Origin of the sequence: Neobacillus drentensis, assembly GCF_036965645.1 — a bacterium.
Taxonomy (GTDB): Bacteria; Bacillota; Bacilli; order Bacillales; family Cytobacillaceae; genus Neobacillus; species Neobacillus drentensis_D.
This window is the reverse complement of record NZ_JBALPZ010000042.1, coordinates 25,674-50,141: the sequence shown is the minus strand read 5'-3', so window position 1 is coordinate 50,141 and position 24,468 is coordinate 25,674. Positions and strand designations below refer to the sequence as shown.

The window sequence follows — 24,468 nt, the reverse complement described above, 5'->3', positions numbered from 1 at the left end:
CGCTACTGTTGCGTCCGCTTCGTTTCCTATATAATGAAATGAATGTTATTTATTTTAAGGAGAGATAGAAATGCGATTATTGGTGGTAGAGGATAACCTTTCTTTATTAGAATCCATCGTTCAACTATTATCCGATGAATTTGAGGTTGATCAAGCCTCAAACGGGGAAGATGCTTTATTTTTAGCCATGCAAAACATCCATGATGTCATTGTTTTGGATGTCATGATACCTGAAATCGATGGCTTTGAAGTGCTTCAGACCATCCGCAAGGAAGGATTAAAAATTCCGGTCTTATTTTTGACAGCAAGAGACTCTTTAGAAGATCGCGTCAAAGGACTTGATTTTGGCGGTGATGATTATTTAGTCAAACCGTTTCAAGCTGCCGAATTAAAGGCGAGAATTAGGGCGTTACTAAGAAGAAGCGGCAGCTTAACGACAGATCAAACGATTAAATATCGTGGTATAGAATTATTAGGCAAGGAACGCGACATCCTTGTGAATGGAGAATCCATCAAACTTACAGCTAAGCAATATGAGCTTTTAGAATATTTAATCCAAAATAAGGGTGCTATCTTAACAAAAGAACAAATTTATGATCGTGTATGGGGGTTTGACTCCGATACAACGGTAGCAATTGTTGAGGTATTTATGCACCATCTCCGCAAAAAATTAGAGCCGTTCGGCTATCATTCAGATATCAAAACGATCCGCGGTGTCGGCTACATGCTGAATGAAGAATAGGGGAGGCAAATGTTTCGTCAAACACATATTCGACTTACTTTGATTAATTCGATCGTTTTTATCGTTTTAATTAGCATACTAGGGAGCATTATCTATTTTTATACAGAAAATAAACTATATCAGGATGTTAACCAATCATTAATGGAATCTGTCGACCATTTTCAGCAGCCGATTGGGACGGAGAATAAGCAAGATGATAATATGGACGGTAATGACGCAGAACCTAAATTTATGCGCCGAGATCCAAGGATTATCACGCTGGTTTGGGATGAAAAGGGCCAGCTATTGGCAGGACAAGATCGTGGATCAGCGTTATTTCAGGATAATGAAAAGCTGATCCGCCCGAAAAAATACGGCACCCTAGAGGATGTTGAAGTTGAAAACTTTACGTTTCGATATATGGCTTTCAAGACGGAACTGCCTCAAATAGGAAAAATTACAGTCCAAGTAATTCGGAATGTGGATTCTGAAAAAAATCTATTAAGTAGACTACTATTAATCATGTTAATTGGCTGTGGGGTGGGAATCATTTGTGCTGTTGTTTCTGGCTATTTCTTAGCAGGAAGAGCTTTGGTTCCCATTAAAAAATCTTGGAAAAAGCAGCAAGAGTTTGTTTCCGATGCATCACATGAATTAAGAACGCCATTAGCAGTTATTCAGGCTAAAACGGATATCCTGTTCCGTTCACCGTCGGCGACCATCCAGGAAAAAATATTGGATATTTCAACCATTTCAAAGGAATCAAGGCGGTTATCAAAACTGGTAACGAATTTACTCACATTGGCTAGATCTGATTCCGATCAAATTGAAATGAAGAAGTCCAATTTCCAATTAGATGAGCTGTTTAAAGAAATTATTCAGCAGTTTGAAGATATTGCCATGTATCAAGATAAAACCCTGAAAATAGAGGCCGTTGAGCCCGTGACATTCTTTGCAGATAAAGAAAGAATCCATCAATTGATTGTCATATTACTAGACAACGCCATAAAGTATACCAAAGAGGGCGGAGAAATCTTACTGTCATGTACCCAAAGCCATTCCTCGATCTTCCTCAAAGTAAATGATACGGGGATTGGGATTCCTGAAGAGGACATTCCCAAGATTTTTGACCGTTTTTACCAAAGTGATAAAGCACGGACTGAAGCAGAAGGTACCGGGCTGGGGTTATCGATTGCCAAATGGATTATTGAAAAACATCATGGTAAGACAAAGGTTCAAAGTGCTCTTGGTCAAGGAACAAAAATTGAAATCACCTTTCCAAAGTCCCAAAAATAATTTTTGGGGCTTCTTTAACGCTGTGTTAAAGGTAATTTATGATTTTATGCAGGTTGATTGGAGCGGAAGGCGCGAAGACTCCTGCGGGAGTAAGGGGCNNCAGGCGCTTTAGCGCCGAGGAGGCTCCACGGACCGCCCGCGGAAAGCGAAGCGCCTGTAGCGGAAATCAACCATCATTTTTTAGATACCTAAAATCTTAAGAAAATCTTAAGGAAACCTCTTCATAATGTCCTTATCTAATTAAATAAGCTTCATGATTTTGAAGGGAGAAAAACAGATGAAGAACACCAGAAAAGCTCACCTTTGGATTGGATTAATTGCGTCAATTTTTATCTTTATGGAGTCGCTTACAGGTCTATTGATGAATGAACCATGGTTAATTGGACAAACATCGATGGAAGGTGGAAGAGGCAATTTTCCAGCAGGTCAAATGAATCAAGGTCAAATGAATCAAGGCCAAATGAACAACGGTCAAACCAATCAGGGACAAGCAGGGCAAGAGATGACCCAGAACTCTGGACAAACGGCCGGTCAAACACAAGGGCAAAATGGCAATCAAACCCAAAGATTTAATGGAAATGGCCAATTTCAAAGACGTGGTAATTTCGGCGGGAATGGAAATTTTCCAGCTGGAATGATGATGAACAGACAAGGTATGGGACAAACCTCAGCTATGGGGATCATTCGTGGGCTGCACGAAGGCAGAATTGGCAATACCAATATTAAATGGCTAATTGATTTAATTGCGCTTGCCATGATGGCTTTAACAGGTACGGGAATCTATTTATCCATTAAGGTACTAGGTGCAGAAGCGAAACGGAAAAAACGAGAAACAGATATGTTTAGCGATATCTAATAAACAAAAGCACACGAGTCACGGCTCGTGTGCTTTTTGTCTTACTCCACAATGATTTTTCCAGTAAACATTTGCATTCCACAACTAAATGTATATTCTCCCGTGTGATCTGGGGTAAAAGATAATTTGGTGGTGCCAGTTTTTAGGGTTACATTATTAATATTGAAATCTGGAATCATGAAGCTCGATAAGCAGTTGCTGCTATCTAAAGGGTTAGTAATTTCAAGCACTACTGGAACCCCTTTTTTGACCCGGATGACGTTCGGTGAATATCCTTGAGTGGTGACAAGCATTTTGACTTTTGGTGCACTTTCTCCGGATACATCTACTTCGGTTGTGTCTGCCGATTGACTACTGGTCTCTTGTACACTTTGTGTTTGAGCTGTTTCGTTTTTACCTGGAATTTTTATCAAATCACTGCTGTACATAAATAAGAATAATGAAACAAGGACAATGCCACCTGCGATAATTGCAAAAGGTGAAAGTTCTTCCGTGTTTAATGAAAATTTCGTGTTCGTTGCCACATGGATATAAATAATGACAAAGCCGATGATGACAACGTAAAAGCCTAATAATATCCCTAGTAAAATCGTGGGGTTGATATATTGGAGGAATAGGCCAAGAATGGCCCCATTTATCCCGCCTATTAACCCAAATATGGCTCCCAATAAGATAGCTAAAATGCCGGCCGGATGCCCCGCCAAGAAACCAACCACAAAACCAATAATCATGCTGATCCCTACAGTCAGGAAGGTCTCACCTGATAGAATCCCCATGATACTTCCGGCAAGTAAACCCGTGATCACAGCGATTACCATACTAATCAGGATTCCCGGTGTATTGTTAAATTTGTTTTTATTCCGGTATACAAGAAAAATAGAATAGCCCGTACCGATAGCCACAAATACTGCTGATATAATCGAAAATATACTCATGTTTCGTCTCCTCTTATGTGCCTTAATAATTAAACAACATAAGAGTATTATAAATATAAATAATAGCTTGAAATTTGTAGATTCCGTGATATCTATGAACGTTTTATGACTCTTGTTGCTTGTCTTTGTCTTTGTCTTTGTTTTTATCTATCGTGTTCTTATAATTCTTTTTAGGGTTTCATTTTGGAGTTTCATGTATTCCAGTAATATTTCTTTTTCTGCTTCTTCTATTTCAAACTCATCCTCTTCCTTGATCATTTGGGCACCTCTTTTTTTCTTGATTTTAGTTCATAAAGTTTAGATATTCCATAAATGATTTGACTTTTATTATAGAGAAATATATAATTTTTTCAAAAATACTAATTGAAACGATGACGGGGATTAGTAAATTGATTCGGGTCTTACCAAGAGAGGAAACCAGTGGTGTGAGGTTTCTTAAGACAATCAATTGAACCTGCCTCCCGAGTTCTGTATCGGATTTTTATTGAAGATACATGCGGATAAAATCCGTTATCATATAAGAGAGTTTAAAGCAATTGCTTTATGAATTTAGGGTGGTACCGCCAGGCCTTGGTCCCTTTTTTAGGATCAGGGTCTTTTTGCATTCATAAAAGTATCATTGCCTTAAAGCGGTTTAAGCTAACCAGCTCTTTTAGTATTTAATAAAATAATGAGGTGTCAAAATGGCAAAGGAATTCGTAAAAGATGTAACCAGCATGGACGAGGATTTCGCCCAGTGGTATACAGATGTTGTGACAAAAGCAGATTTAATTGATTACTCAAGCGTCCGCGGTTCGATGATTATTCGCCCATATGGTTATGCATTATGGGATAATATTAAAAACGAGCTGGACCGCCGTATTAAAGAAACTGGGCATGAAAATGTATATATGCCACTATTCATCCCAGAGAGCCTGCTTCAAAAGGAAAAAGACCATGTTGAGGGATTTGCTCCTGAAGTGGCATGGGTAACGCACGGTGGTTCTGAGCCATTAACAGAACGTTTAGTGGTCCGCCCAACATCAGAAGTATTATTCTGTGAGCACTACAGCAATATCATTCACTCTTACCGGGACCTTCCAAAACTGTATAACCAATGGGCTAACGTAGTCCGATGGGAAAAAACAACCCGTCCATTCTTACGTACATTAGAATTCTTATGGCAAGAAGGTCATACTGCCCATGCTACAGACGAAGACGCTATGGAAGAAACCATTAAGATGCTGAATGTCTATGCGGCAATATGTGAAGAAATACTTGCGATTCCTGTTGTAAAGGGCCAGAAAACAGAGAAGGAAAAGTTCGCTGGAGCAAAAGCCACGTTTACCATTGAAAGCTTAATGCACGATGGTAAAGCACTACAATCTGGAACTTCTCATCACTTTGGAACTGGGTTTGCTGAGGCGTTTAACATTCAGTACACAGATAAAGAAGGTAAGCTGCAATACGTTCATCAAACTTCATGGGGCTTTACAACTCGAATCATTGGTGCATTAATCATGGTTCACGGCGACGACCGTGGTTTAGTCATTCCGCCAAAAGCAGCTCCAACACAGGTCATGATTGTTCCTATTGCACAGCATAAGGAAGGCGTGCTTGATTTTGCTTATGACTTGAAGAAGTCATTAGGTGCTGTTGCTCGTGTGGATATTGATGCCAGCGATAAGAAACCAGGCTGGAAGTTCAATGAGTATGAAATGAAGGGTATTCCTGTTCGTCTTGAAGTAGGACCTAAGGATATCGAAAACAAGCAGGTTGTGTTAGTTCGCAGGGATACATTAGAAAAAGTTGTTGTTCCTTTAGACGAGTTAGAAACAAAGCTTGTTGAATTACTAGAAGATATTCAATCAAACCTTTATAATAAGGCGTTAAATCATCGTGAAGAGAGAACTTCGGTTGCGACTACTTTAGGGGAGTTAAAAGAAACCCTTGAAGCTAAACCAGGGTTCATTAAAGCTATGTGGTGCGGTGATTTAGCTTGTGAAGAAAAAATTAAAGAGGAAACAGGCGCGACTTCTCGTTGTATTCCATTTGAGCAAGAAAAAGTGGCGGATAAATGTGTGTGCTGCGGAAAAGAAACAGATAAGATGGTTTATTGGGCAAAGGCTTATTAAGACCAGTGAAGGCTCTTCCAGTGTGGGAGGGCCTTTTTTTGTTTTGTGCAGCAACCAAGAAAATATGTGAAAAAAGTAATACATAAAGGAAAATTAAAAGACGAAAGCGAATTATAGACAGTCAGAAGGGGGAAGAATCATGATGAAACCAATTTTAATAGAATTTCCAGAAGAAATTTATTCTAAAAGACTATTGATTCGTAAGCCGATGCCAGGGGAGGGGAAGATGGTATATGAAGCCATTCAGGGCTCCCTAAATGAGCTAAAGCTGTGGATGCCTTGGGCCAATAGGGAGCAAACCGAGCAAGAGGTAGAGGCAAACATACGTGAGGCACATGCGAAGTTTTTAATCAGAGAAGACCTAAGATTACATATTTTCGACCGGAAAACAGGTGAGTTTATTGGTGCCTCAGGTTTGCATCGGATGAATTGGGAGGTTCCAAAATTTGAAATCGGGTACTGGATAGATACTAAACATAGTGGGAATGGTTATATCCTTGAAGCAACTCAGGCTATTACGGAATATGCATTTCAAGAACTAAAGGCAAAGCGAGTAGAAATCCGTTGTGATAGTAAAAATATAAAAAGCCGTCGAATCCCTGAGAAATTAGGATTTACATTAGAGGGTATATTAAAAAATGACGGAATCTCTACAGATCGACAAGAACTCCGCGATACTTGTATCTATGCAAAAATCAAATAATGAACAAAAAACTCGACGTCGTCGAGTTTTTTACTAGAAACCGAACATATATCTTTCTAAATAGAATTTTGTAATCGCCAAATATTCACGAGAGTATGACTTTAGAACGGCCGACCAAGGTGTAACCGCAGGCAGACCTTTTACAGATAACCCCTGGTAATCGGCAATCGAAAGGGCACGATACAGATGGAAAGTATTCGTAACTACAATGCCAAGTTTCGCCTTGGGTGGAATAAGTCTATTAGAGAACTTAATATTTTCATATGTATTTGTGGAGCGATTTTCCAATAGAATCCGAGACTCATTAATCCCTTGCTTAATGAGTTCTCTTCTTATTGCTTCCGCTTCAGAAATTGCCTCGCCAGGCCCTTGACCGCCGGAAGCAATCACAATGGTATCCTTGTTTTCTGTTAGATACCTAGCGGCAGTTTTAATTCTGCTTGCTAACACAGAAGAAGGAATCTCACCTTTTACCCTCGCCCCAAGGACAATTAGATAATCTGCCTTCCTAGGCGCTTTTAGATCACTATATTGACTAATCTTAACTTGTAAAACGCCAATATAAAGTAGACCTATTATCATAAAGAAATAGATTAGCCAAAACCTTCTTTTGTTCCTCATCAAGTCAAATCCTCTTAATATTATTTATCATTATTATATAAAATAATCTAACATATTTTTGAAATGAAGTATAATAATAGAAGATGTTGATACTTTAGAAATGGCACCATCTTTAAATGGGAGGAATATAAAATGTCATCCATCAGTTTATTGAAACAAAAAGCAGGAATTGTACTAGAAAAAAAGAAGCTTACGAATGTTGTTGCTAGAGTTGGATTAGTGCTGGATATTTCGGGGTCGATGCGAGGACTATATAAAAATGGAACTGTGCAGAAAGTGGTGGAGAGAATCCTTGCTGTTGCCAGTCAATTTGATGATGATGGTACTTTGGATGTGTGGGTGTATGATAATGAATTTTCCCGTTTAAAATCAGTTACCGAGCAGGATTTCGTCAATTATGTTGAAGAGTATATTTTAAACAATGAACTTATACATAAATTTGGCAGAAATGATGAACCACCAGTCATGGAAGATGTAATAAAAAGATACACCATTGAATCACCTTCATCTGAGCCAGCTTTTATCGTTTTTATTAACGATGGAGGATGTAAAAGAACCATTAAGAAACCAGTAGTTGAATCATCAACAAAGCCAATCTTCTGGCAATTTGTTGGAATAGGAGATTCTAACTTTGAGGTACTAGAGAGATTAGATACAATGGAAGGGCGTTTTGTCGATAATGCAAATTTTTTTCATATAAAAGATATTGAAAAAACTACAGATGAAGACTTGTACAATCAGTTATTAAACGAGTTTCCGGGATGGATAACGGAAGCCAAAACAAATGGAATTTTATAGAACGAACAAAAGGACTGATAAGAATCAGTCCTTTATTCACACACCCACGAAAGCCCCATTGTTCCAACACCAGTATGGACACCCGCAACGGTAATAAGCATCAAAACCTCAGTTTCAATACCATGGAAGTTATCGTTAATATAATTTTCAATGTCAGCAGCTTTTTTCGGATCGTTCGCATGAACAACCGCCACCTTTTTTACTGTTTTCGTTTCAAGATCTTCTCTTAATTGAGAAGCCAGCCAGAGTACCGCCTTTTTATCGGTACGAACTTTGTCTTTAATCTGTGCAGAACCGTCTTCTATGGCCAAAATAGGTTTTATATTAAAAAGAGAGGCCAAGATTTTTTGGCCGCCAGATACCCGGCCGCTTTTATGAAGCTGATCCAAATTCGATGGGACCAAATATAATCGAGTATTGCTGCGTAAAGCATTTAGCCGTTCTACTACTTCCTCAGCGTCCAAACCCTGCTCGATAAGGTCAATCCCTTTTTTTATTAAAAACGAAAGAGGATAGGAACCAATTTTAGAATCAATCGCGAATAACTTAAAATCTTCCATATTAGCGGCCATAATAGAGGACTGATAGGTCCCTGTTAAAGTACTGGAGGCATGAATGGCAATTCCAAAGTCATATTCCTTCTTTAATTTCCTATATAATTCAACAAAGTCGTTAATGGAGGGCTGGGAAGACTGGAATTTCCCTTCCTCGTTTTTCATCCGTTCATAAAATTCTTGTTCTGTTATATCAATCGTTTCTTTATAAAATTCATCGTTAATGACTACGTGTAAGGGAATGACATATATATGATGTTTCTCAATAAATTCTTTGCTAAGAGATGCAGTTGTGTCTGTAATCCATGCAATTTTTGCTTTGCCCATTGTACTCTTTTCCTCCGGTAGATACTTTCAATATATTTCACATTACTATATTGAAAACAGTTACACTAGTTATATTTGTCATATAAACCTTTGAACATTTTGTGAAAAGGTTAAATTTTCCCGGAAATTGATATTTAAAAATAAAAATGTGTGATTTGAATCACTTAATCACATTGATTTATATCATATAATCACTATGGATATAGTGATAACTAAATAAGGAGTGTTTCATTGTGTTAGATCAAAAAACAATCGATATTATCAAATCAACAGTACCTGTATTAGAAAAACATGGAGAAACCATAACAACTCGCTTTTATCAATTAATGTTTGGAAACCACCCAGAATTATTAAATATCTTCAATCATGCCAATCAAAAACAGGGAAGACAGCAAAAAGCTCTTGCTGGTACGGTATATGCTGCGGCTATGTATATTGATAACCTTGAAGCGATCCTTCCAGTAGTAAAACAAATTGCGCATAAACATAGAAGTCTTGGCATCAAGCCTGAACACTACCCAATTGTCGGAAAACATTTATTAATGGCTATAAAGGATGTTTTGGGTGATGCTGCAACTGACGAAATTATCGACGCTTGGGCACAAGCTTACAATTTAATTGCTGACGCCTTTATCAGTGTGGAAGCAGAAATGTATGATGAAGCTACCCATCAACAAGGGGGCTGGAGCGGCTTCCGGAATTTTATTGTAGACCGTAAAGTAATCGAAAGTGACGTTATTACATCTTTCTATTTAAAACCTGAAGATAATCGCGAAATCGCCGGTTTCATCCCTGGTCAGTATATTAGTATAAAACTAGAAATAGAGGGAGAAAAGTTTACTCACATTCGTCAATATAGTCTTTCTGATGCCCCTGGTAAAGATTATTACCGTATAAGTGTGAAAAAAGAGGCGGGAACAGCAAACCCAGATGGAATGGTCTCTAATTACTTGCATGACAAAGTGAGCGAAGGAGACATTCTTAGAGTCAGTGCACCAGCAGGTGATTTTATTTTAGATACCAAAAAAACCACTCCAGTTGTGTTATTAAGCGGCGGGGTTGGCTTAACACCAATGATGAGTATGTTGAAGACTGTTGTAGAAGTTCAGCCAGGACGCCAAGTAACGTTTGTCCATGCAGCAGCAAATAGCAATGTTCATGCCCTAGGCGATGAGGTTAAAGCATTATCTGATCTTGATCATGTAAATTCATTTGTGTTCTATGATGCCCCTACAGAAGAAGACCGTCTAAACAAAAGGTTTGATGTTGAAGGTTATGTCACTCGTGAGTGGCTAAAGGAAAATGTATTGATGGAGGAAGCAGACTTTTATTTCTGTGGACCAGTTCCTTTTATGAAGGCCATCAACCGTTCTTTAAAAGAATTAGGTGTCAAAGAGAGCAGAATTCACTTTGAGTTCTTTGGCCCAATGGGAAATTTAGAAGAATAAAGAGTAGATTAGCCGGTTTCCAAATGGGAAATCGGCTATTTTTTTATGAGATAAGAAAGTATAAAAGTTTTTGACTTCGAGAATTGTCCAGCTCCAGGCGCCATCGGCTCGAGGTCACAAGCTTATCCAGTTACGGCTCCTTGTGACTCGAAGTCTAATCCACCCCCTGAAGAAGGCAAAGAACGCCTTCTTACAGGGTGCGTCTTAGCCTAGAGTCCCAGAACAGTCGCCTCCACATTTAGATCAATCCGTCCAAAAGGTTAAAGAACAACCTTTCGGCCGGCTCGTCTTGTGCTTGTCGCCGATAAGCGGGCGCCTTACGCTTTTCTTAAAAAGTTAACAAAAAATGAATTTAATGTTTTTTTAATCTAAACCGCCTATGCCAAAAGTTTGATTCGGTACACAACTATGTTTTAATAAAAGAAAAAGGCCAGAAAGGGTGTCACGCATGGGTAAGAATACCATCCGTTCCATCACGGCCATTGGGGTATTGTTTTGTCTCCTTTGGTTGATTGGACTTGGCTGGGCAGTTGGGCAGTATTATGCAGGACAACCAGACAAGGTCCCTGTAAAAAATACCGTTAACAAACAAGTGGAAAACAAAAAAGGTCTCACAATAGTCGCTTTAGGTGACTCGTTAACGAGGGGAACCGGGGATGAGACTGGAAAAGGGTACGTAGGAGACTTGACCGATGAAATCAAAGAAAAAACAAAAAAGCCGGTTCAGCTCACCAATTTAGGTATCAATGGGCAAACATCAGCCCAGCTGCGTAAACAGGTTCAACAAACAGAAGTCGGAAGGCAAATACAAAAGGCTGATATAGTGCTAGTCACGATTGGTGGAAATGATTTGTTTCGCGGCGGCCAAGGATTAACTGATTATTCATCAGCTAATATAGCTTCAATCGAAAAAAAATATTTGTCTAATTTAAAGTTTATTTTAGAACAAATCCGCAAGAACAATCAAACAGCCAATGTGTTTTTCATTGGATTATACAATCCATTTATAGAATTAGATCAGGGAAAAGAGATGTCAAAGGTAGTCCGTCATTGGAACTATGATAGTGCTGAGGTGAGTGCCGCATTTCCGAAAATCGTCTTTGTTCCAACCTTTGATCTGTTTGAATTAAAGGTGAATGATTATCTATATTCAGACAAGTTTCATCCAAACTCAAAAGGGTATCGTTTAATTGCAGAACGCGTAGCCTCACTGCTTACCTGGTAAGGAGAAGAATAAATGGAGAAAAAAATAACCTTAGCTGTAGAAAATTTAAAAAAGGTCATCGGAAAAAGAGAAATCATTAAAGGATTGACATTTGAGCTGCGAGAAGGGGAAGTATTTGGGTTTCTGGGACCAAATGGCGCCGGAAAAACGACTACTATCCGAATGCTGGTCGGGCTCATCAAACCGACGGAGGGAAACATCCAGATTTGCGGATACAATGCAGCGGATCAATTTCAAAAGGCGATGAGTAACCTAGGATGCATTGTAGAAAACCCAGAATTATATCCTTACTTATCAGGCTATAACAACTTGCTTCATTTTGCTCGCATGCTTGACGGGATAGGGGAAGAGCGCATTAAAGAAGTGACAGAGCTTGTCGGATTGACAGATCGAATTCATGATAAAGTGAAAACTTATTCGTTAGGAATGCGCCAGCGTCTTGGGATTGCTCAAGCATTATTAGGCCGGCCTAAGGTATTAATTCTTGATGAACCGACAAATGGGTTAGACCCAGCCGGGATTCGGGAGATGCGCCAATTTATCCGCTTTCTAGCAGAACAGGAAGGATTAAGTGTTCTGGTTTCGAGTCATTTATTAAGCGAAATTCAATTATTGTGCGACCGTGTTGCGATAATTTCAAAAGGAACAATTATAAGAATCGATACAGTAGAGAAACTTCTCTCCAATCGTGAACGAGCCGTCTGGCGGCTATTCCCCCTAGAAAAGGGGAAACAGGTTTTAGGTGAATTAACGGCGATTGAAGGATGTGACGATGGAACATTTGTTACTGAATATGACGAACAAAAAATTCCGGAGTGGAATAAACAGCTTGTTTCGGCAGGAGTTTCCGTTAAGGAAATTAATCGGAAAATGCCAGTGTTGGAAGATTTATTCCTCGAACTAACCGGGGGTGACTTAATTGAATAAATTAATCCAAAATGAAATGATGAAGCTGATCGCCAAGAAGAGGCTTGTAGTCATTGCATTGATTATCGGGGTTTTAGTCCTATTATTTACATATGCTCAATATAAGCAAGTCGAGACACAGCGTAAAAAATTAGGAACAAGTGATTGGCGTACCATTCTACAACAGCAGATTGTCGATACGACCAACAGATTGAGCAGCAGCCGAATTTCAGATGAATGGAAAAAGCAGCTGCAAATCTCATTACAGCAGCAGCAATACTATTTGGATCATGATATTAACCCATCAGAGCCAGGTGCACCAACGTTCATGCGCATCTTTTTAGAGAATTCCATTGATTTATTTATCCCGCTGATGGTGATGGTCATTGCGAGTGATTTGGTTTCCTCAGAACATAGCCTTGGATCTATTAAGCTGTTGTTGACGAGGCCGGTTAAAAGGTGGAAGGTACTTTTAAGCAAATATATCACACTTTGCTTAGCCGTTTCGCTAATTATCGCCATAGCTGGAATCCTCTCGTATGTGTTCTCTGGATTGGTCTTTGGTTACAAAGGATGGAGTGCGCCAATATTGACGGGGTTTAATGTGACTGACACTGGATTGAACACCACTGATGTAAAATTAATCAGCCTTTGGAAGTTTCTATTGATGGATTTTGGATTAGTTTGGTTCGTTGCCATTGTCGTCGGTACGTTATCATTCATGCTGTCAGTTCTGATCCGGAGTACCGCCGCCGGGATGGGGGTTATGCTCGCAGCACTTATCTCTGGTGCCATTCTAAGTAATATGGTCTCTTCATGGGAATCAGCTAAATACTTTTTTATGGTAAATTTACGTTTAACGGATTACATGAATGGAACCGCTCCTCCCATTGCGGGAATGGATCTCTCCTTCTCCCTAATGGTTTTATTGATTTGGTGGGCCTTGGCTTTAGTGGTTTCCTTTGTGGTGTTTACAAAAAAAGATGTTTATTAAATTTGGCTGAGTTAAAGGTTACTGTTGATTTTGACACAATGTTGATTGGATCGGATAAGCTCGACTCCTGCGGGAGTACGGGGCAGGGGAGACCCCACAGGCGCTTTAGCGCCGAGGAGGCTTCCCGGCACGCCCGCGGAAAGCGAGCGACTGAAGCCTTAAATTTAAAAGCTATTCCTAGTTGGAATTGCTTTTTAGTGTGAACATTAGGTTTTATCAATTAATGGCAGTGAGGAAGAGTGATCCTCGGCCCTTTGAAGATGGATATTAATTAGTTTTACTTTTTGCTGCTGTTTTCATCGGTGCCCGATCAACACCAAAATGCTGCTTAATGATTAATGATGGGCCTCCTAGATTAAAGAGGTAGCGGGCTTCTATCACTAATTTCATAAAGGCTCCAATTAATCCGGATAAGCGGACACTTCCTACCTTACCAACACCTGCCTTAAGTCCGATCGAAGCAACTGATCCCTTATGATGGTATTCGAATGCTTTTAAGGATTCTCCGCGAATAGTTGCAATCATATTCTTCGCACATACGGGTGCTTGCTGAAGGGCTACCTGAGCAGTTGGAGCCAGTGCATTCTTTTCATCTTTCATCAATAGGGAACAATCACCAAGACTAAAGACGTTCTTCATGTTTTTAACACGAAGATAAGAATCAATCGCAATTTTTCCTCTTTCAATTGGCAAGCCCCATTTGTGAACAATCGTATTTCCTTTTACACCGCAGGACCAAATTAATGTCCGTGTTCGTATTTCGCAATTCGGTTCTATAACAACCTTTTCAGGTGTACATTGAAGGATCTTTCTGTTTGTTATTAATTCAATATTCATTTTTTCTAAGACTTCAGTTGTGTACTCAATCGATTGCTTAGGGAAGAAGGGAATCACAGAAGGTGCAGCTTCAATCGCCACAATTTTTACTTTATCAAATGGTATATTGTGTTCTTTACATAGTTTTGGCAGTCCGTCAGCAAACTCTCCTAGCAATTCGACTCCAGTAAAACCTCCGCCAGCAACCACAAAGGTTAAGCGAGAAGGGTCTTGATCTTGTTTATATAAATTAAACTGTTTAATAATTTGATGATAAATAGCTTTTGAACTTCTAAAACTTCTTATCTGGAAAGCATTTTCCTTTATACCAGGTGTTCCGTATGTTTCAACTTCAAATCCCAGCGCAATTAATAGATAGTCATATGGAACTGTGTCGCCGCCTTCAAGGTGCACTTCCTGTTTATGAATATCGACAGATGATACAGCTGCCTGTAAGAAACGTGTTTTACTTGGATTAATTAATTCAGGTATGGACATTGCAATTTGCCGATCGGCTGCTGTTCCTACTACTGTTTTATGAAGCTGAGTAGTAATATAATGATATTCATGCTTATTAATCAGGGTAACATCTGCTTCTTCTGATTTTAATAGTTTTTCAAGACTTCTACTTGTAATGATTCCGCCATATCCGGCACCTAAGATTACAATTTTTGGCTTATTCATTTAACTTCCCACTCCAAACCCATATTTTTATCTATTTATGTTTTTGTGAAAGTTTTCACATTATAAGACTCAAAAAATAGAGCAATGCTCTTTTTTACTTATTGTGAAATTTTTCACAATTGATTTATGATTTTAGCATACGCTAATCTTTTTGATATCTCAAGTGTTATTTACCCAAAAATATGTCAAATTGGTAAATTTTTTTTAAGAAATGGGGCATGATATTTCCATGCTTTAAGAAAATCATTAATACAGTTGGAAGGAGAGTTTATATGAAGTTACGAGGATTAGCTTTTACAATAGCCTTGTTAGTATTCCCTACTGGTGCATGGGCAAATGATACGATCCCCGCAAATCATGAGAATAAACCGTGTGATTGCAAAGAAGGTAAACACCACGGTATGAGCCATAAAGATTGGCAGGCGATGATGGCGGAAAGAGAGCAAAAGCTTCTCGGATGGGTAAATCAATATACCCCTGAGAAAAAAGCAGAATGGACAGAGGTTCTTAAGGAGAAGAAAAATCTTCGAAGCCAATGGATGAGCCCGGAAAACTCTGCTAAACGTGAGCAATGGAAAAAAGAGAAAATAGCTAAAATGGAAGCTCTTAAAAAGCAATTAGAATCAGGTAAGATTTCAAAAGAGGAGTTTATCAAACAAGCACATGGCGGGAAAGAAATGGGGCACTGGAAAACCTTCCATGAGTTAAGAATAGCGGTTGATAAAAAGGACAGCAAACAAGCAGCGATGCTTTTAAATCAGCTGTTAGAACAAACCAAACAGCATAATCAGCGAATGAAAGAAAAACTGGCAAAGTAACAAAACGTTGAGGAGCGTCATGGGATCAATGTGTTCGAATTTTCTAATTGGAATTAACTTTTCTTTTTTATAAGTACTAATATTGTCGCTCTAAGGAAAAATTAATGAAAGATGGCAATGCCGAGGAGGATGATGGAAATGAAAAGAAAGACATTGATGATGACAACCATTGGTTTAGGTGCTGCATATTTGCTGCGCAATCCCAGTTCTAGAAAAAAATTAATCGGTCAATTCCAAGCCATGACAAAAAAAAGGTAAACAACATAGGCATCCCCTTATGAATGGGGATGCCTGATGTATATTCTTATTTCTTTAAGTTGATTGGGTCTTTCTTTGCCTCAATAATATCCTCTTTAATTTCTTCTTTTATATCATCAGCAATTCCTTCCGTTGCTTTTTTGAATTCGCGAATCGATTTACCAAATGCTCGTCCAATTTCAGGAAGTTTGTTTGGTCCAAAGATCACTAAAGCTACAATTAGGATTAAGATTAACCCAGGTACACCAATATTAGAAAACATTTCTTCATCTCCTAGTGATGAGTTATAACAAATTCAACGATATTATAACGTTTTTTCTCTTATAGTACTAGTGAAGAATAATTAAGAGAAGTTTGCATGGATAAAAAATAAAATCAAGAAAGTGATGGCAAGCTTTAAATGCCAATTGCGATCATTTCTCTTAAAGCGCAAAAGACCCATAAACATTAATGGGAGAAGAAAAAGAACTGTTACAACTCCTGAAATATAGGTGAAGTCCAATTTAAATCCTCTCAAAAAGGCCATATACACATGGAGAAAAACGATTCCTGTCGATAGTAATGCTATAGGAACATGCCAAGTACGGACCAATTTACCAACAAATTGTAAGATAGTTTTTAACTCGATTGTTCCCCATTTAATCCCTTTAATTTGTTTATTTTTTAATAATAGTAAAATCGGATAAATAGACAGCGCAGCATAGAAACCTATCTGTGCAATGGAACCAAACTGCTTAAACGTACCCTTGTATTGACGAAAATCTTGGGTCATCAACTGTTGTCGATTGAAATAAACAAACAATACTTCAACCAAAATTAGACCTAACATAATCACTAAAAATAAATTGGTTCTTCTTCTTTCTTTTGGATTTACTATGAATTTCGCTAAGTAGCCGGTTTTTCTCTGCGAAAGGGAACCTTGTTTCATGTAGATCACACCTTTATTCATCTTTACTTTGATTATAAATGACAATTATAAAAAATGTTTAATTTTAAGAGGATTTTAATGAAAGGAATGGTAGGATGCATCAGCCGGACAAATGCTCTCCGACCGATGTTTTATGATCACAGCATTAAATCACTAGATTAGATTGGACGTAAAAATATAATAGCTTGGCTGTATTTTCAATCGATGAAACATGTGTTCGTTCAAAAGCATGAGATGAATCAATTCCCGGGCCGATTAATCCATGGACGATATCATGACCTGAACGAATGGCTGCAGAAGCATCGGAACCATAGAAGGGATAGATGTCGAGCTTGTAGCCAATTTTATTTTCTTCAGCAAGACGAACCAAATGTTTACGCAATTCATAGTGATAGGGACCACTAGAATCCTTTACGCAAATAGAAACCGTATATTCATCTGTTGACTGGCCGTCACCCATCGCCCCCATGTCAACTGCTAAATATTCCACTGTTTCTGGAGTAATATTGGAATTTCCGCCATAGCCAATTTCCTCATTGTTAGATATTAAGAAATGAGTCGTATATGGCAGCGTAATTCCTTCACTTTTGATTTGTTTAATCAATTGAAGTAGAATTCCTACACTTGCCTTGTCATCCAAATGGCGGGATTTGATATAGCCGCTAGGTGTAATTTCAACGCGTGGGTCAAACGAAACGAAATCACCGACTTCAATTCCAAGTGCCCGTACTTCAGCTGCCGAATGTACTTTTTCATCAATGCGTATTTCGATATTCTCTTGATTCCGCTCAAGCTTGCCTGCATCTTTATAAACATGGACAGAAGTTTGGTGCATCAGAATGGTTCCGGTATATTTCTTACCATTCTGAGTTTCAATTTGACAGTATTCACCCTCGATGGAGTTGTATCTAAAACCGCCAATTAAGTCAATTTTTAATCTTCCATTTGCTTTTACTTCCTTCACCATAGCTCCAAGGGTATCCACATGCGCAGTCAGCATTCGATGTTTACTGTTATCCTGTCCATCGATTGTGGCAATTAGTCCCCCTTTTCGATTCCGATATGTATGAACCTGTAGTTCTTTTAGAAAATTCTCGACAAATGTAACTACCTCATTTGTATTTCCAGATGGACTTGGAATGGCTGCTAAATCAGCAATCAATTTCATTGTTTCTTCGGAATGTATTTGAACCAATTTGAATACCCCTTTCAGTTTGTGCTCTCTTTTATTATACCTAATCTTGTCTAAAGAAGTGGTTCTAATGAAAAAAGAGCGCAAGTGTTTAAAAAACTTGCGCTCTTTTTTATTTGAACCAGCCTTTCTTTTTAAACCATAATGACATCCCAATTGTAATAACGGCCATGATAATTAATACAAGGGGGTAACCATATTTCCAGGTTAACTCCGGCATATAGCGGAAATTCATTCCGTATAAGCCCGCTATAAAGGTGATTGGCATGAAAATTGTAGTGATGACCGTTAACACCGTCATCACGTGATTAGTCTGATGGGAATTTAATGATATGTAGCTGTCGCGAATATCTGTAGTTAATTCCCGATTGGCTTCGATCATTTCAGTCAATTTTAGTAAATGGTCATGAATGTCTGAAAAGTATTCGGTCTTTCCTTTTATGTAGGTTTCCCTTTGGGAGTTAAGAATCCTGTATAAAAGATCCCGCATCGGCGAAACGGTATGCCTTAACGACAAAAGACGGTGCCTCGTATCAAATAAATCCTCAAGTAAAGCTTCCATTGATCTCCCTTTCGAATTTTCATCAATTTCATTTAACATGTCTTCAATTTGGTAAACAAGTGGAAAATAATTATCGACCATTTTATCCAAGACAAAGTAAAATACATGGGATGCATCCCATTTCTCATTGTTTTTATCAAGTACCAACCGCTTCCAAACTTCATCAATCTCCGAACAAGGCTGATGGTGAAAGGTAATGATATAGTCCTTACCCAGGAAAAAGTCAACTTCCTCTTTCATTGTTGGTACGGGATTTAAGGTCTGGGTGACAAAAAAAGTATAACCTTCATAATAATCGAGTTTGGGACGCTGCAGGTGATGCATACAATCCTCAATTGCTAAAGGATGAAAAGAGAAGGGAGTTCGCAAATAATTACTCTCTTCTTCGGTAGGCTGGTGAAAATCAACCCAGTACCAGCGATAATCCCCGTTCACTAATTTTTCAATTTCTACATCTTGAATCAGTTGGTTTTGCTGATTGACTGCAATCGTTCTTATCATAAAATCAGTTAATCTCCTTATAAACATCTATATCTTTACTATATAGAAATGTCTAAAAAAGAAAAGACTAATTGGTCCTATAATTTCCGCTTTGAGGACCAGACCGTTTTTCGGACCCATTTTTTACGATTTTTACGGTTATTAATTTCTTGAGTCAGCCCTTGAATCGCAAGAGTGAACACAACAATCATGCCGCTAAAAACAATAAATACAGCAAAATATTCAAATGGGTTATAGGACTTAAAATGGTCCCACTTAATATTTCCTTGCAAGTCATGGGTGAACAGATTCATACTGAAAATTCCACAAATCACTGTATAAAGAGTTAACACCAATAATAACAAACTGTCTTTTTTTGCTACATTATTGTCTTCGTACTTAACCAAGCTAAATAGAATTTCTTTTGTATTTGCATACAGCTGTTCAATACCAAAACCTTTCCTTATCAATTGAAATATCTCTTGACCTTCAGAAGTAATCGGGTAGAACGTATAAAAGTAATTCGACATAAAGGAGTTTACTTGATAGAGCAAGCTTTCAATCTTTTGTTTATCCTGCTCAATATGAATGACAGAGTAGCTATATGAAATTTTTAATAATACCGTTTTATGAAATAGGCTGAGCAGCACAGCATAATAATAAAAACCGTAAAAACGCTGGGTTTTAGAACATTCATCACTCATTATTTCTGTTGTCGTCAAACCAACAAGACAATCTTGTTGAATTAGATAATTTGTAGTTGGTGCAAATCGATCATATGTCCATTCATGAAGACTTTTCGAAATAAATTCTAAGTTATTGGTATTTACATAAGGTTTTCCAGTTGAATCATATCCGCATAGATTGCCAAATCGATAAAGGTCCACTAGTTCTATAGGATCTGAGTCTTTAGTAGACAGTAAGGAATGAACAAACATATTTTCTCTTTCTAAAAATAGAACTTCGTCATTGTTATAAAAGCTGGGCAGCTTTGGACAAAAACGATTAACTAGGAAGCTGATGATGGATGGATAAGCACTTCCGTCAAAACTAATCTCCACATTGGGAGTTTTCCCTTTAATTTTTCTTAGGAAGTCGGTAAATTCAATTGCTTGTGTGAACGAAATATTTCTTATTTCCGTGCGTATTGAGAGAAAAGCGACACTGAACGGGCATGCAATAATATCTATAGAATGAATTGTGAAAGGAATAATAGCTTGTTCCCTAATAAATCGGCCCTCAACATTTATATTTTTAGAATATCGTTGAAACCCCTTGTCAAGCTGTGCATTAGGGAAAAGAATATTGGCTGTTAAGGGTAGAAAATATTGAGCGATATGGCTATGGTTCAAACGGAATCCTCCGTAAAAAGCATTTTCCATGTCCAGATTATCTAATTGAAAAAGGGTAAAATTAACCTCCTGCAAATATTCAATGACTGTACGGGAGGCACTAGCTTTTAAGGATAAAGGAAAGATGGATTGGAAAATACCGGTAGAAATGTGTTTTTCTTTCAAGTTGATGGGCTGCATCTGTTGGATATCCCTTCCTAAATAGTCTAAAAACAACTTTCCCCATATCGAGCAAACTTAACCAAAGACTATGGGATATCAATTTTTAGAATAAAATGGCAATCCAGAGGAAAATTTAGAAGAAAGAAGCCCGGAGAGGAAGAAAAATGAAGTCAAGTAAATCCATCAGAGATTGTCTTAAGGAAAGCTTGTCCAGTTCAGAGGATGTATTACTAAAAAAACTCCATACAAAGAAAAAAACAATCGAAGCACTATATATTAAAACGATAAGTGATGAGAAAGTTTTTCATCAAAAGTTAATCATTCCATTCTATGAAATAGAGGACCCTGTTCATTTCTTAGACTATCTCAAATCGCACCCGGCAATAAAACCGTTTGATAGTCAAGAAGCTGCACAAGAAGAGTTACTTAGGGGGATGACGATCCTTTTTTACATGGAGGAAGTATATCTCCTCGATACGAAAGCTGACCGAAACAATTCTGTTTTAGATACTACAGTTGAAACAACCATTCAGGGCCCGCAATCTGGATTTAGCGAAAGTTTGCCTACCAATCTAGGGTTAATCCGCCAGCGCTATCCTGAACCTAGTTTACAGATTGAATCAACAACAGTAGGTAAACTTTCAAAAACAAAAGTGATGATCGTTCATGATTCAAAGCTTGCCGACCCTGATACACTAAGTAGAATTAAGGATTTTTTATCTCAAGTCGATGTTCAGATGTTTGAAACTGGGGAGCAGCTTCTTGATTTAATCAAAAAGAGTAATCGAGCTCTTGTTCCGGTGATGCTGGTCACTGAACGGCCCGATCGAGTCGTCGTAAATTTAGCGGCCGGAAAAATTATTCTGCTAGTTAGTGGAAGTCCTTTTGCCGTTGTTTTACCAACTGTATTGAAGGACTTTATGTCATCAATGGAAGACATTTACCAGACCTTTTGGGTGACAAAGTTTCTCCAGCTATTAAGGTATATCGGCTTTTTTACTAGTCTTATTCTTCCAGGATTGTATGTGGCAGTTACTAGTTATAATCCGGAGTTATTTAGAGTTCAATTAGCCATAAGTATTGCAGGCAGCCGCACCGGTGTACCCTATCCCTCCTTCATTGAGGTAACAATCATGTTAATTATGATGGAGATGCTGACAGAAGCCAGTATCCGACTGCCAAAGGCAATTGGACCGACTGCTACTACCGTAGGCGGCTTGATTTTAGGTCAGGCAGCAACAGAGGCAGGTCTGGTCAGTAATATTATGATTATCATCACATCTGCTGTGGCTATCTCAAACTTTGTAGTCCCGATTAATGCTTTTAGTTTTACACTACGGATTTTGAAATACGTAGTGTTAGCATTTGCTACGATTTTCGGGTTAGTCGGAGTCGTAGTAGGGTTTATGATGATTGTAGCCTACATGGTTAAGCTAGATAGTTTTGGAACACCGTTTCTTACCTTAGTCCAGAGTAAACCAAATAAAGAGTAGTGAGAGTAGAGGAGGGGAGGGAACTGAATCGGTATTTTCTTTATTTAGTATTCTTAAACATGTTTATTAATGTGATCATTTTTGTACCAAAGATTCTAATAATGTATCGGTATGAAGGGGCGGTTATGGCCACAATTCTCTCTATCCCGATAGGTGTCGGCCTGGCTTACTGCTATAGTACGGCAATAACCAAATTCTCGGAACGAGGGCTGCCAGAAATTCTAGGAACTGCAAAACATCGCTGGCTGAAGACACTCCATCTAGGAAGTATTCAACTAATATGGTTTTCAGCTGGACTCCTTACTCTTGTGGGCTTTATTGATATCTTATCCCGTTTTGTCAATCCTGAAATGCCTAAATTCTTGCTGCTCCTCATTTATTTAGCAGCAATTTTTTTAATCATTCAAATGCCCACTGAAAGGGTTATGTATTTATTGGAGATCATTCTGTTTATTAACACACCACTGATTTTGTTTATTATTTTTAAGGCATATACAAATGAATTTCTTAACTGGGACTCCATTCTCGAAGTAGGTACCCATATTTTTAAATGGCCAAGTTTAAAGGCATTTGCGGCAGCCACTTATTGTTTTTCGGGTTATGGAAATTTAATAATATTTAATCGAGTTATAAAGGGAAAACTTAAAGTCTGGAATTTTATAATTATCATTTTCTTAGGAATAATAAACGCTTTTACCACCTTCTTTATTCCGATTGGTTTTCACGGTTCAGACGGGGTCCAAGAATATCTTTATCCATGGGTCAGCACTGCGGATTCGCTAAGATTAGTCTACAGTCCGATTGAACGGGTTATCTTCTTATTTATTATGTTTTATATGAGCATTTCACTAATAAGTATTTCAATTCATTGGCATGTAGCTCTTGAATTAATAAAGGGAACGCTTAAAAAACAGATCAGCAGGAGAAAAAGTTGGGTGATTCTCAGTGTTTTCACGGGAATCTCGATATGGGGAATCAATTATTTAAATTCGATCCTTTTAATGAAACTAGCTGTTTATTGGTTAATCATTCGACTAGTATTCGAAATTCTGGTTGTAATCGGTTTCTTTATTTGGGCTAGGAGGAGAATAGCGTGAAAACCCAAATCAAATGGAGATGCGCGCTCCTTTTACTGTTGACATGCTTTGTTTTAAATGGTTGTGGGTTCAAAGACATTGATAAGCGATTTTTTGTTGTTAGTATTGGTGTGGATGCAGCAAAGGATAGTTCGAAAAAATATTTAGTAAGCTTAAAGTTTGCCGTACCCGGTGCTTCCAAGGAGAGTCCAAGTGAATATCAAATTGTTTCGCAAGAGGCTAATTCTTTGTCCGAAGCCGTAAGAATTATCAAAACAAAAGTGGATAAGGAAATTGATTTCAGCCATGCCAAAGTGTTACTATTCAGTGATGATATTGTGGGAAGAAAAGGAAATGCAGGCATGTATTACTGGTTTTCACGGCGCAGGGACATACAAAAAATTGCCTGGGTGAATATTGCTGAGCCCACTGCATTGGCTGTTTTAAAAGTAAAACCAAAATCAGAACATATCCCTTCCGATGCCCTATTTCTAGCTTTAGGGAAGGAGGGGTCAGAGACTCCTTACATAACCTCGGAATTTTTATTTGATTTCAAGTACAGGTTAATTGAAAGAGGAATAGATCCCATCATGCCGATTGTGAAGGCAAAGAATGATTTATTTGAAATAAATCGTGTTGGGCTATTTAATAAAAGTACTTTGAAACTGTCCCTTGAGCCAGAAGAAACCAAAATGTTGAACTTCCTTAGGAATCGTGAAGAAAAGAGTGCCATTCGAGTCGAGAAGGGAGACACAACCATTGTCATCAATACAAATAAAGTAAAAACAAATTATAAACTATTCACACCTCAGGGCAGGACACCCTTTGTAAAGGTAAATGTATTGATGGAAGGTAATTTGGAAGAAGCTTCTAAACGGGTGCCGATTGCAAAACTATCCACCTATGAGGCTGCAGCAGAAAAATCGATAAACAAGCGGATTGAAAAACTACTAGTCAAGTTTCAAAAGTCAAACCTTGATCCAATCGGATTCGGTTTGCGCTATCGTTCACGGCATTTTAATGAGGATGATTGGGAGCAATGGAAAAGCATGTATTCAAACGTTGTATTTAAGGTTGAATCAAAAGTGCAAATTGAGGATACGGGATTAATTGAATAGAAAAGGCATTCGATTAGGAATGCCTTTAATT

Annotated in this window: 23 protein-coding genes and 1 other annotated feature; of the genes, 14 read left to right on the top strand and 9 right to left on the bottom strand. The window is 38.2% G+C overall.

The features are described from left to right. Window positions 1–70 precede the first annotated feature (70 nt). The 3 genes from V7266_RS08360 (at window position 71) to V7266_RS08350 (ending at window position 2,873) form a co-directional block, all read left to right on the top strand. The gene (locus V7266_RS08360) at window positions 71–742 is read left to right on the top strand and encodes a response regulator transcription factor (protein ID WP_335467431.1); all 672 of its coding nucleotides are present in this window, start codon (window positions 71–73) and stop codon (window positions 740–742) included. Window positions 743–751: 9 nt separating this feature from the next. Then, window positions 752–2,017 (top strand): sensor histidine kinase, encoded by a 1,266-nt coding sequence (locus V7266_RS08355; RefSeq protein ID WP_335467430.1) that lies wholly within the window; start codon window positions 752–754, stop codon window positions 2,015–2,017. A 253-nt stretch (window positions 2,018–2,270) separates the two neighbouring features. After that, window positions 2,271–2,873 (top strand): PepSY-associated TM helix domain-containing protein, encoded by a 603-nt coding sequence (locus V7266_RS08350; RefSeq protein WP_335467429.1) that lies wholly within the window; start codon window positions 2,271–2,273, stop codon window positions 2,871–2,873. 41 nt (window positions 2,874–2,914) lie between these two features. Here the strand turns inward: V7266_RS08350 and V7266_RS08345 are convergent, their stop codons facing one another. Further along, window positions 2,915–3,808 (bottom strand): cupredoxin domain-containing protein, encoded by an 894-nt coding sequence (locus V7266_RS08345; protein WP_335467428.1) that lies wholly within the window; start codon window positions 3,806–3,808, stop codon window positions 2,915–2,917. Between the two features lie 362 nt (window positions 3,809–4,170). Next, window positions 4,171–4,390, top strand: a binding site (T-box leader). Window positions 4,391–4,491: 101 nt separating this feature from the next. On the opposite strand from V7266_RS08345, the gene proS reads away from it, so the two are divergent. After that, window positions 4,492–5,922 carry a proline--tRNA ligase gene (gene proS / locus V7266_RS08340; protein ID WP_335467427.1) on the top strand — a complete coding sequence of 477 codons (1,431 nt, stop codon included), beginning with the start codon at window positions 4,492–4,494 and terminating at the stop codon, window positions 5,920–5,922. Window positions 5,923–6,064: 142 nt separating this feature from the next. Next, window positions 6,065–6,625 carry a GNAT family N-acetyltransferase gene (locus V7266_RS08335; protein WP_335467511.1) on the top strand — a complete coding sequence of 187 codons (561 nt, stop codon included), beginning with the start codon at window positions 6,065–6,067 and terminating at the stop codon, window positions 6,623–6,625. 33 nt (window positions 6,626–6,658) lie between these two features. Here V7266_RS08335 and V7266_RS08330 read toward each other — a convergent pair whose 3' ends face one another. Beyond that, complete coding sequence (locus V7266_RS08330; RefSeq protein ID WP_335467510.1) at window positions 6,659–7,246, bottom strand: YdcF family protein; 588 nt, start codon at window positions 7,244–7,246, stop codon at window positions 6,659–6,661. A gap of 132 nt (window positions 7,247–7,378) precedes the next feature. On the opposite strand from V7266_RS08330, the gene V7266_RS08325 reads away from it, so the two are divergent. Then, the gene (locus V7266_RS08325; protein WP_335467426.1) at window positions 7,379–8,044 is read left to right on the top strand and encodes a vWA domain-containing protein; all 666 of its coding nucleotides are present in this window, start codon (window positions 7,379–7,381) and stop codon (window positions 8,042–8,044) included. Between the two features lie 32 nt (window positions 8,045–8,076). Here the strand turns inward: V7266_RS08325 and V7266_RS08320 are convergent, their stop codons facing one another. Continuing rightward, on the bottom strand, window positions 8,077–8,925 hold the full coding sequence (locus tag V7266_RS08320) for a DegV family protein (RefSeq protein WP_335467425.1): 849 nt from the start codon (window positions 8,923–8,925) through the stop codon (window positions 8,077–8,079). A 233-nt stretch (window positions 8,926–9,158) separates the two neighbouring features. On the opposite strand from V7266_RS08320, the gene hmpA reads away from it, so the two are divergent. The 4 genes from hmpA to V7266_RS08300 all read left to right on the top strand — a co-directional run bounded on the left by hmpA (window position 9,159) and on the right by V7266_RS08300 (window position 13,498). Further along, window positions 9,159–10,373: an NO-inducible flavohemoprotein gene (hmpA, locus tag V7266_RS08315; protein ID WP_335467424.1), complete on the top strand. Its 1,215-nt coding sequence runs from the start codon at window positions 9,159–9,161 to the stop codon at window positions 10,371–10,373. Window positions 10,374–10,821: 448 nt separating this feature from the next. Continuing rightward, entirely contained in the window at window positions 10,822–11,598 is a 777-nt protein-coding gene (locus V7266_RS08310) for an SGNH/GDSL hydrolase family protein (protein WP_335467423.1), read from the top strand. Window positions 11,599–11,610: 12 nt separating this feature from the next. Then, the gene (locus V7266_RS08305) at window positions 11,611–12,525 is read left to right on the top strand and encodes an ABC transporter ATP-binding protein (RefSeq protein ID WP_335467422.1); all 915 of its coding nucleotides are present in this window, start codon (window positions 11,611–11,613) and stop codon (window positions 12,523–12,525) included. Continuing rightward, window positions 12,518–13,498 (top strand): ABC transporter permease, encoded by a 981-nt coding sequence (locus V7266_RS08300; RefSeq protein WP_335467421.1) that lies wholly within the window; start codon window positions 12,518–12,520, stop codon window positions 13,496–13,498. Before V7266_RS08305 ends, V7266_RS08300 begins: the two co-directional genes overlap by 8 nt. Before the next feature lie 267 nt (window positions 13,499–13,765). Here the strand turns inward: V7266_RS08300 and V7266_RS08295 are convergent, their stop codons facing one another. Beyond that, window positions 13,766–14,998: an NAD(P)/FAD-dependent oxidoreductase gene (locus tag V7266_RS08295; RefSeq protein WP_335467420.1), complete on the bottom strand. Its 1,233-nt coding sequence runs from the start codon at window positions 14,996–14,998 to the stop codon at window positions 13,766–13,768. A 272-nt stretch (window positions 14,999–15,270) separates the two neighbouring features. Here V7266_RS08295 and V7266_RS08290 point away from each other — a divergent pair, with 272 nt between their 5' ends. Beyond that, a complete protein-coding gene (locus V7266_RS08290) occupies window positions 15,271–15,816 on the top strand; it encodes a hypothetical protein (protein WP_335467419.1) in 546 nt (181 codons plus the stop codon). A gap of 304 nt (window positions 15,817–16,120) precedes the next feature. Here V7266_RS08290 and V7266_RS08285 read toward each other — a convergent pair whose 3' ends face one another. The 5 genes from V7266_RS08285 to V7266_RS08265 all read right to left on the bottom strand — a co-directional run bounded on the left by V7266_RS08285 (window position 16,121) and on the right by V7266_RS08265 (window position 20,768). Further along, the gene (locus tag V7266_RS08285; RefSeq protein WP_335467418.1) at window positions 16,121–16,336 is read right to left on the bottom strand and encodes a twin-arginine translocase TatA/TatE family subunit; all 216 of its coding nucleotides are present in this window, start codon (window positions 16,334–16,336) and stop codon (window positions 16,121–16,123) included. Window positions 16,337–16,417: 81 nt separating this feature from the next. After that, entirely contained in the window at window positions 16,418–17,002 is a 585-nt protein-coding gene (locus V7266_RS08280; protein ID WP_335467417.1) for a hypothetical protein, read from the bottom strand. 145 nt (window positions 17,003–17,147) lie between these two features. Beyond that, window positions 17,148–18,170 (bottom strand): M42 family metallopeptidase, encoded by a 1,023-nt coding sequence (locus tag V7266_RS08275; RefSeq protein WP_420491352.1) that lies wholly within the window; start codon window positions 18,168–18,170, stop codon window positions 17,148–17,150. A 136-nt stretch (window positions 18,171–18,306) separates the two neighbouring features. Continuing rightward, window positions 18,307–19,257, bottom strand: a complete 951-nt coding sequence (corA, locus tag V7266_RS08270) for a magnesium/cobalt transporter CorA (protein WP_335467415.1) — start codon at window positions 19,255–19,257, stop codon at window positions 18,307–18,309. A gap of 77 nt (window positions 19,258–19,334) precedes the next feature. Beyond that, window positions 19,335–20,768 carry a hypothetical protein gene (locus tag V7266_RS08265; RefSeq protein ID WP_335467414.1) on the bottom strand — a complete coding sequence of 478 codons (1,434 nt, stop codon included), beginning with the start codon at window positions 20,766–20,768 and terminating at the stop codon, window positions 19,335–19,337. 146 nt (window positions 20,769–20,914) lie between these two features. Between V7266_RS08265 and V7266_RS08260 the strand changes: the two genes are divergently transcribed. Genes V7266_RS08260 through V7266_RS08250 form a run of 3 tightly spaced genes read left to right on the top strand, consistent with a single transcriptional unit; the run spans window position 20,915 to window position 24,437 of the window. Then, a complete protein-coding gene (locus tag V7266_RS08260) occupies window positions 20,915–22,243 on the top strand; it encodes a spore germination protein (RefSeq protein WP_335467413.1) in 1,329 nt (442 codons plus the stop codon). Continuing rightward, complete coding sequence (locus tag V7266_RS08255; RefSeq protein WP_335467412.1) at window positions 22,243–23,340, top strand: GerAB/ArcD/ProY family transporter; 1,098 nt, start codon at window positions 22,243–22,245, stop codon at window positions 23,338–23,340. The genes V7266_RS08260 and V7266_RS08255 overlap by 1 nt, the downstream gene beginning before the upstream one ends. Beyond that, window positions 23,337–24,437: a Ger(x)C family spore germination protein gene (locus V7266_RS08250; RefSeq protein WP_335467411.1), complete on the top strand. Its 1,101-nt coding sequence runs from the start codon at window positions 23,337–23,339 to the stop codon at window positions 24,435–24,437. The genes V7266_RS08255 and V7266_RS08250 overlap by 4 nt, the downstream gene beginning before the upstream one ends. Window positions 24,438–24,468 lie beyond the last annotated feature (31 nt).

Excerpts from the sequence above, each read along its gene's own strand:
- V7266_RS08360 (WP_335467431.1), top strand. The coding sequence starts at position 71 with ATGCGATTATTGGTGGTAGAGGATAACCTTTCTTTATTAGAATCCATC.
- V7266_RS08355 (WP_335467430.1), top strand. The coding sequence starts at position 752 with ATGTTTCGTCAAACACATATTCGACTTACTTTGATTAATTCGATCGTT.
- V7266_RS08350 (WP_335467429.1), top strand. The coding sequence starts at position 2,271 with ATGATTTTGAAGGGAGAAAAACAGATGAAGAACACCAGAAAAGCTCAC.
- V7266_RS08345 (WP_335467428.1), bottom strand. The coding sequence starts at position 3,808 with ATGAGTATATTTTCGATTATATCAGCAGTATTTGTGGCTATCGGTACG.
- proS (WP_335467427.1), top strand. The coding sequence starts at position 4,492 with ATGGCAAAGGAATTCGTAAAAGATGTAACCAGCATGGACGAGGATTTC.
- V7266_RS08335 (WP_335467511.1), top strand. The coding sequence starts at position 6,065 with ATGAAACCAATTTTAATAGAATTTCCAGAAGAAATTTATTCTAAAAGA.
- V7266_RS08330 (WP_335467510.1), bottom strand. The coding sequence starts at position 7,246 with ATGAGGAACAAAAGAAGGTTTTGGCTAATCTATTTCTTTATGATAATA.
- V7266_RS08325 (WP_335467426.1), top strand. The coding sequence starts at position 7,379 with ATGTCATCCATCAGTTTATTGAAACAAAAAGCAGGAATTGTACTAGAA.
- V7266_RS08320 (WP_335467425.1), bottom strand. The coding sequence starts at position 8,925 with ATGGGCAAAGCAAAAATTGCATGGATTACAGACACAACTGCATCTCTT.
- V7266_RS08310 (WP_335467423.1), top strand. The coding sequence starts at position 10,822 with ATGGGTAAGAATACCATCCGTTCCATCACGGCCATTGGGGTATTGTTT.
- V7266_RS08305 (WP_335467422.1), top strand. The coding sequence starts at position 11,611 with ATGGAGAAAAAAATAACCTTAGCTGTAGAAAATTTAAAAAAGGTCATC.
- V7266_RS08295 (WP_335467420.1), bottom strand. The coding sequence starts at position 14,998 with ATGAATAAGCCAAAAATTGTAATCTTAGGTGCCGGATATGGCGGAATC.
- V7266_RS08290 (WP_335467419.1), top strand. The coding sequence starts at position 15,271 with ATGAAGTTACGAGGATTAGCTTTTACAATAGCCTTGTTAGTATTCCCT.
- V7266_RS08285 (WP_335467418.1), bottom strand. The coding sequence starts at position 16,336 with ATGTTTTCTAATATTGGTGTACCTGGGTTAATCTTAATCCTAATTGTA.
- V7266_RS08280 (WP_335467417.1), bottom strand. The coding sequence starts at position 17,002 with ATGAAACAAGGTTCCCTTTCGCAGAGAAAAACCGGCTACTTAGCGAAA.
- V7266_RS08275 (WP_420491352.1), bottom strand. The coding sequence starts at position 18,170 with ATGAAATTGATTGCTGATTTAGCAGCCATTCCAAGTCCATCTGGAAAT.
- corA (WP_335467415.1), bottom strand. The coding sequence starts at position 19,257 with ATGATAAGAACGATTGCAGTCAATCAGCAAAACCAACTGATTCAAGAT.
- V7266_RS08265 (WP_335467414.1), bottom strand. The coding sequence starts at position 20,768 with ATGCAGCCCATCAACTTGAAAGAAAAACACATTTCTACCGGTATTTTC.
- V7266_RS08260 (WP_335467413.1), top strand. The coding sequence starts at position 20,915 with ATGAAGTCAAGTAAATCCATCAGAGATTGTCTTAAGGAAAGCTTGTCC.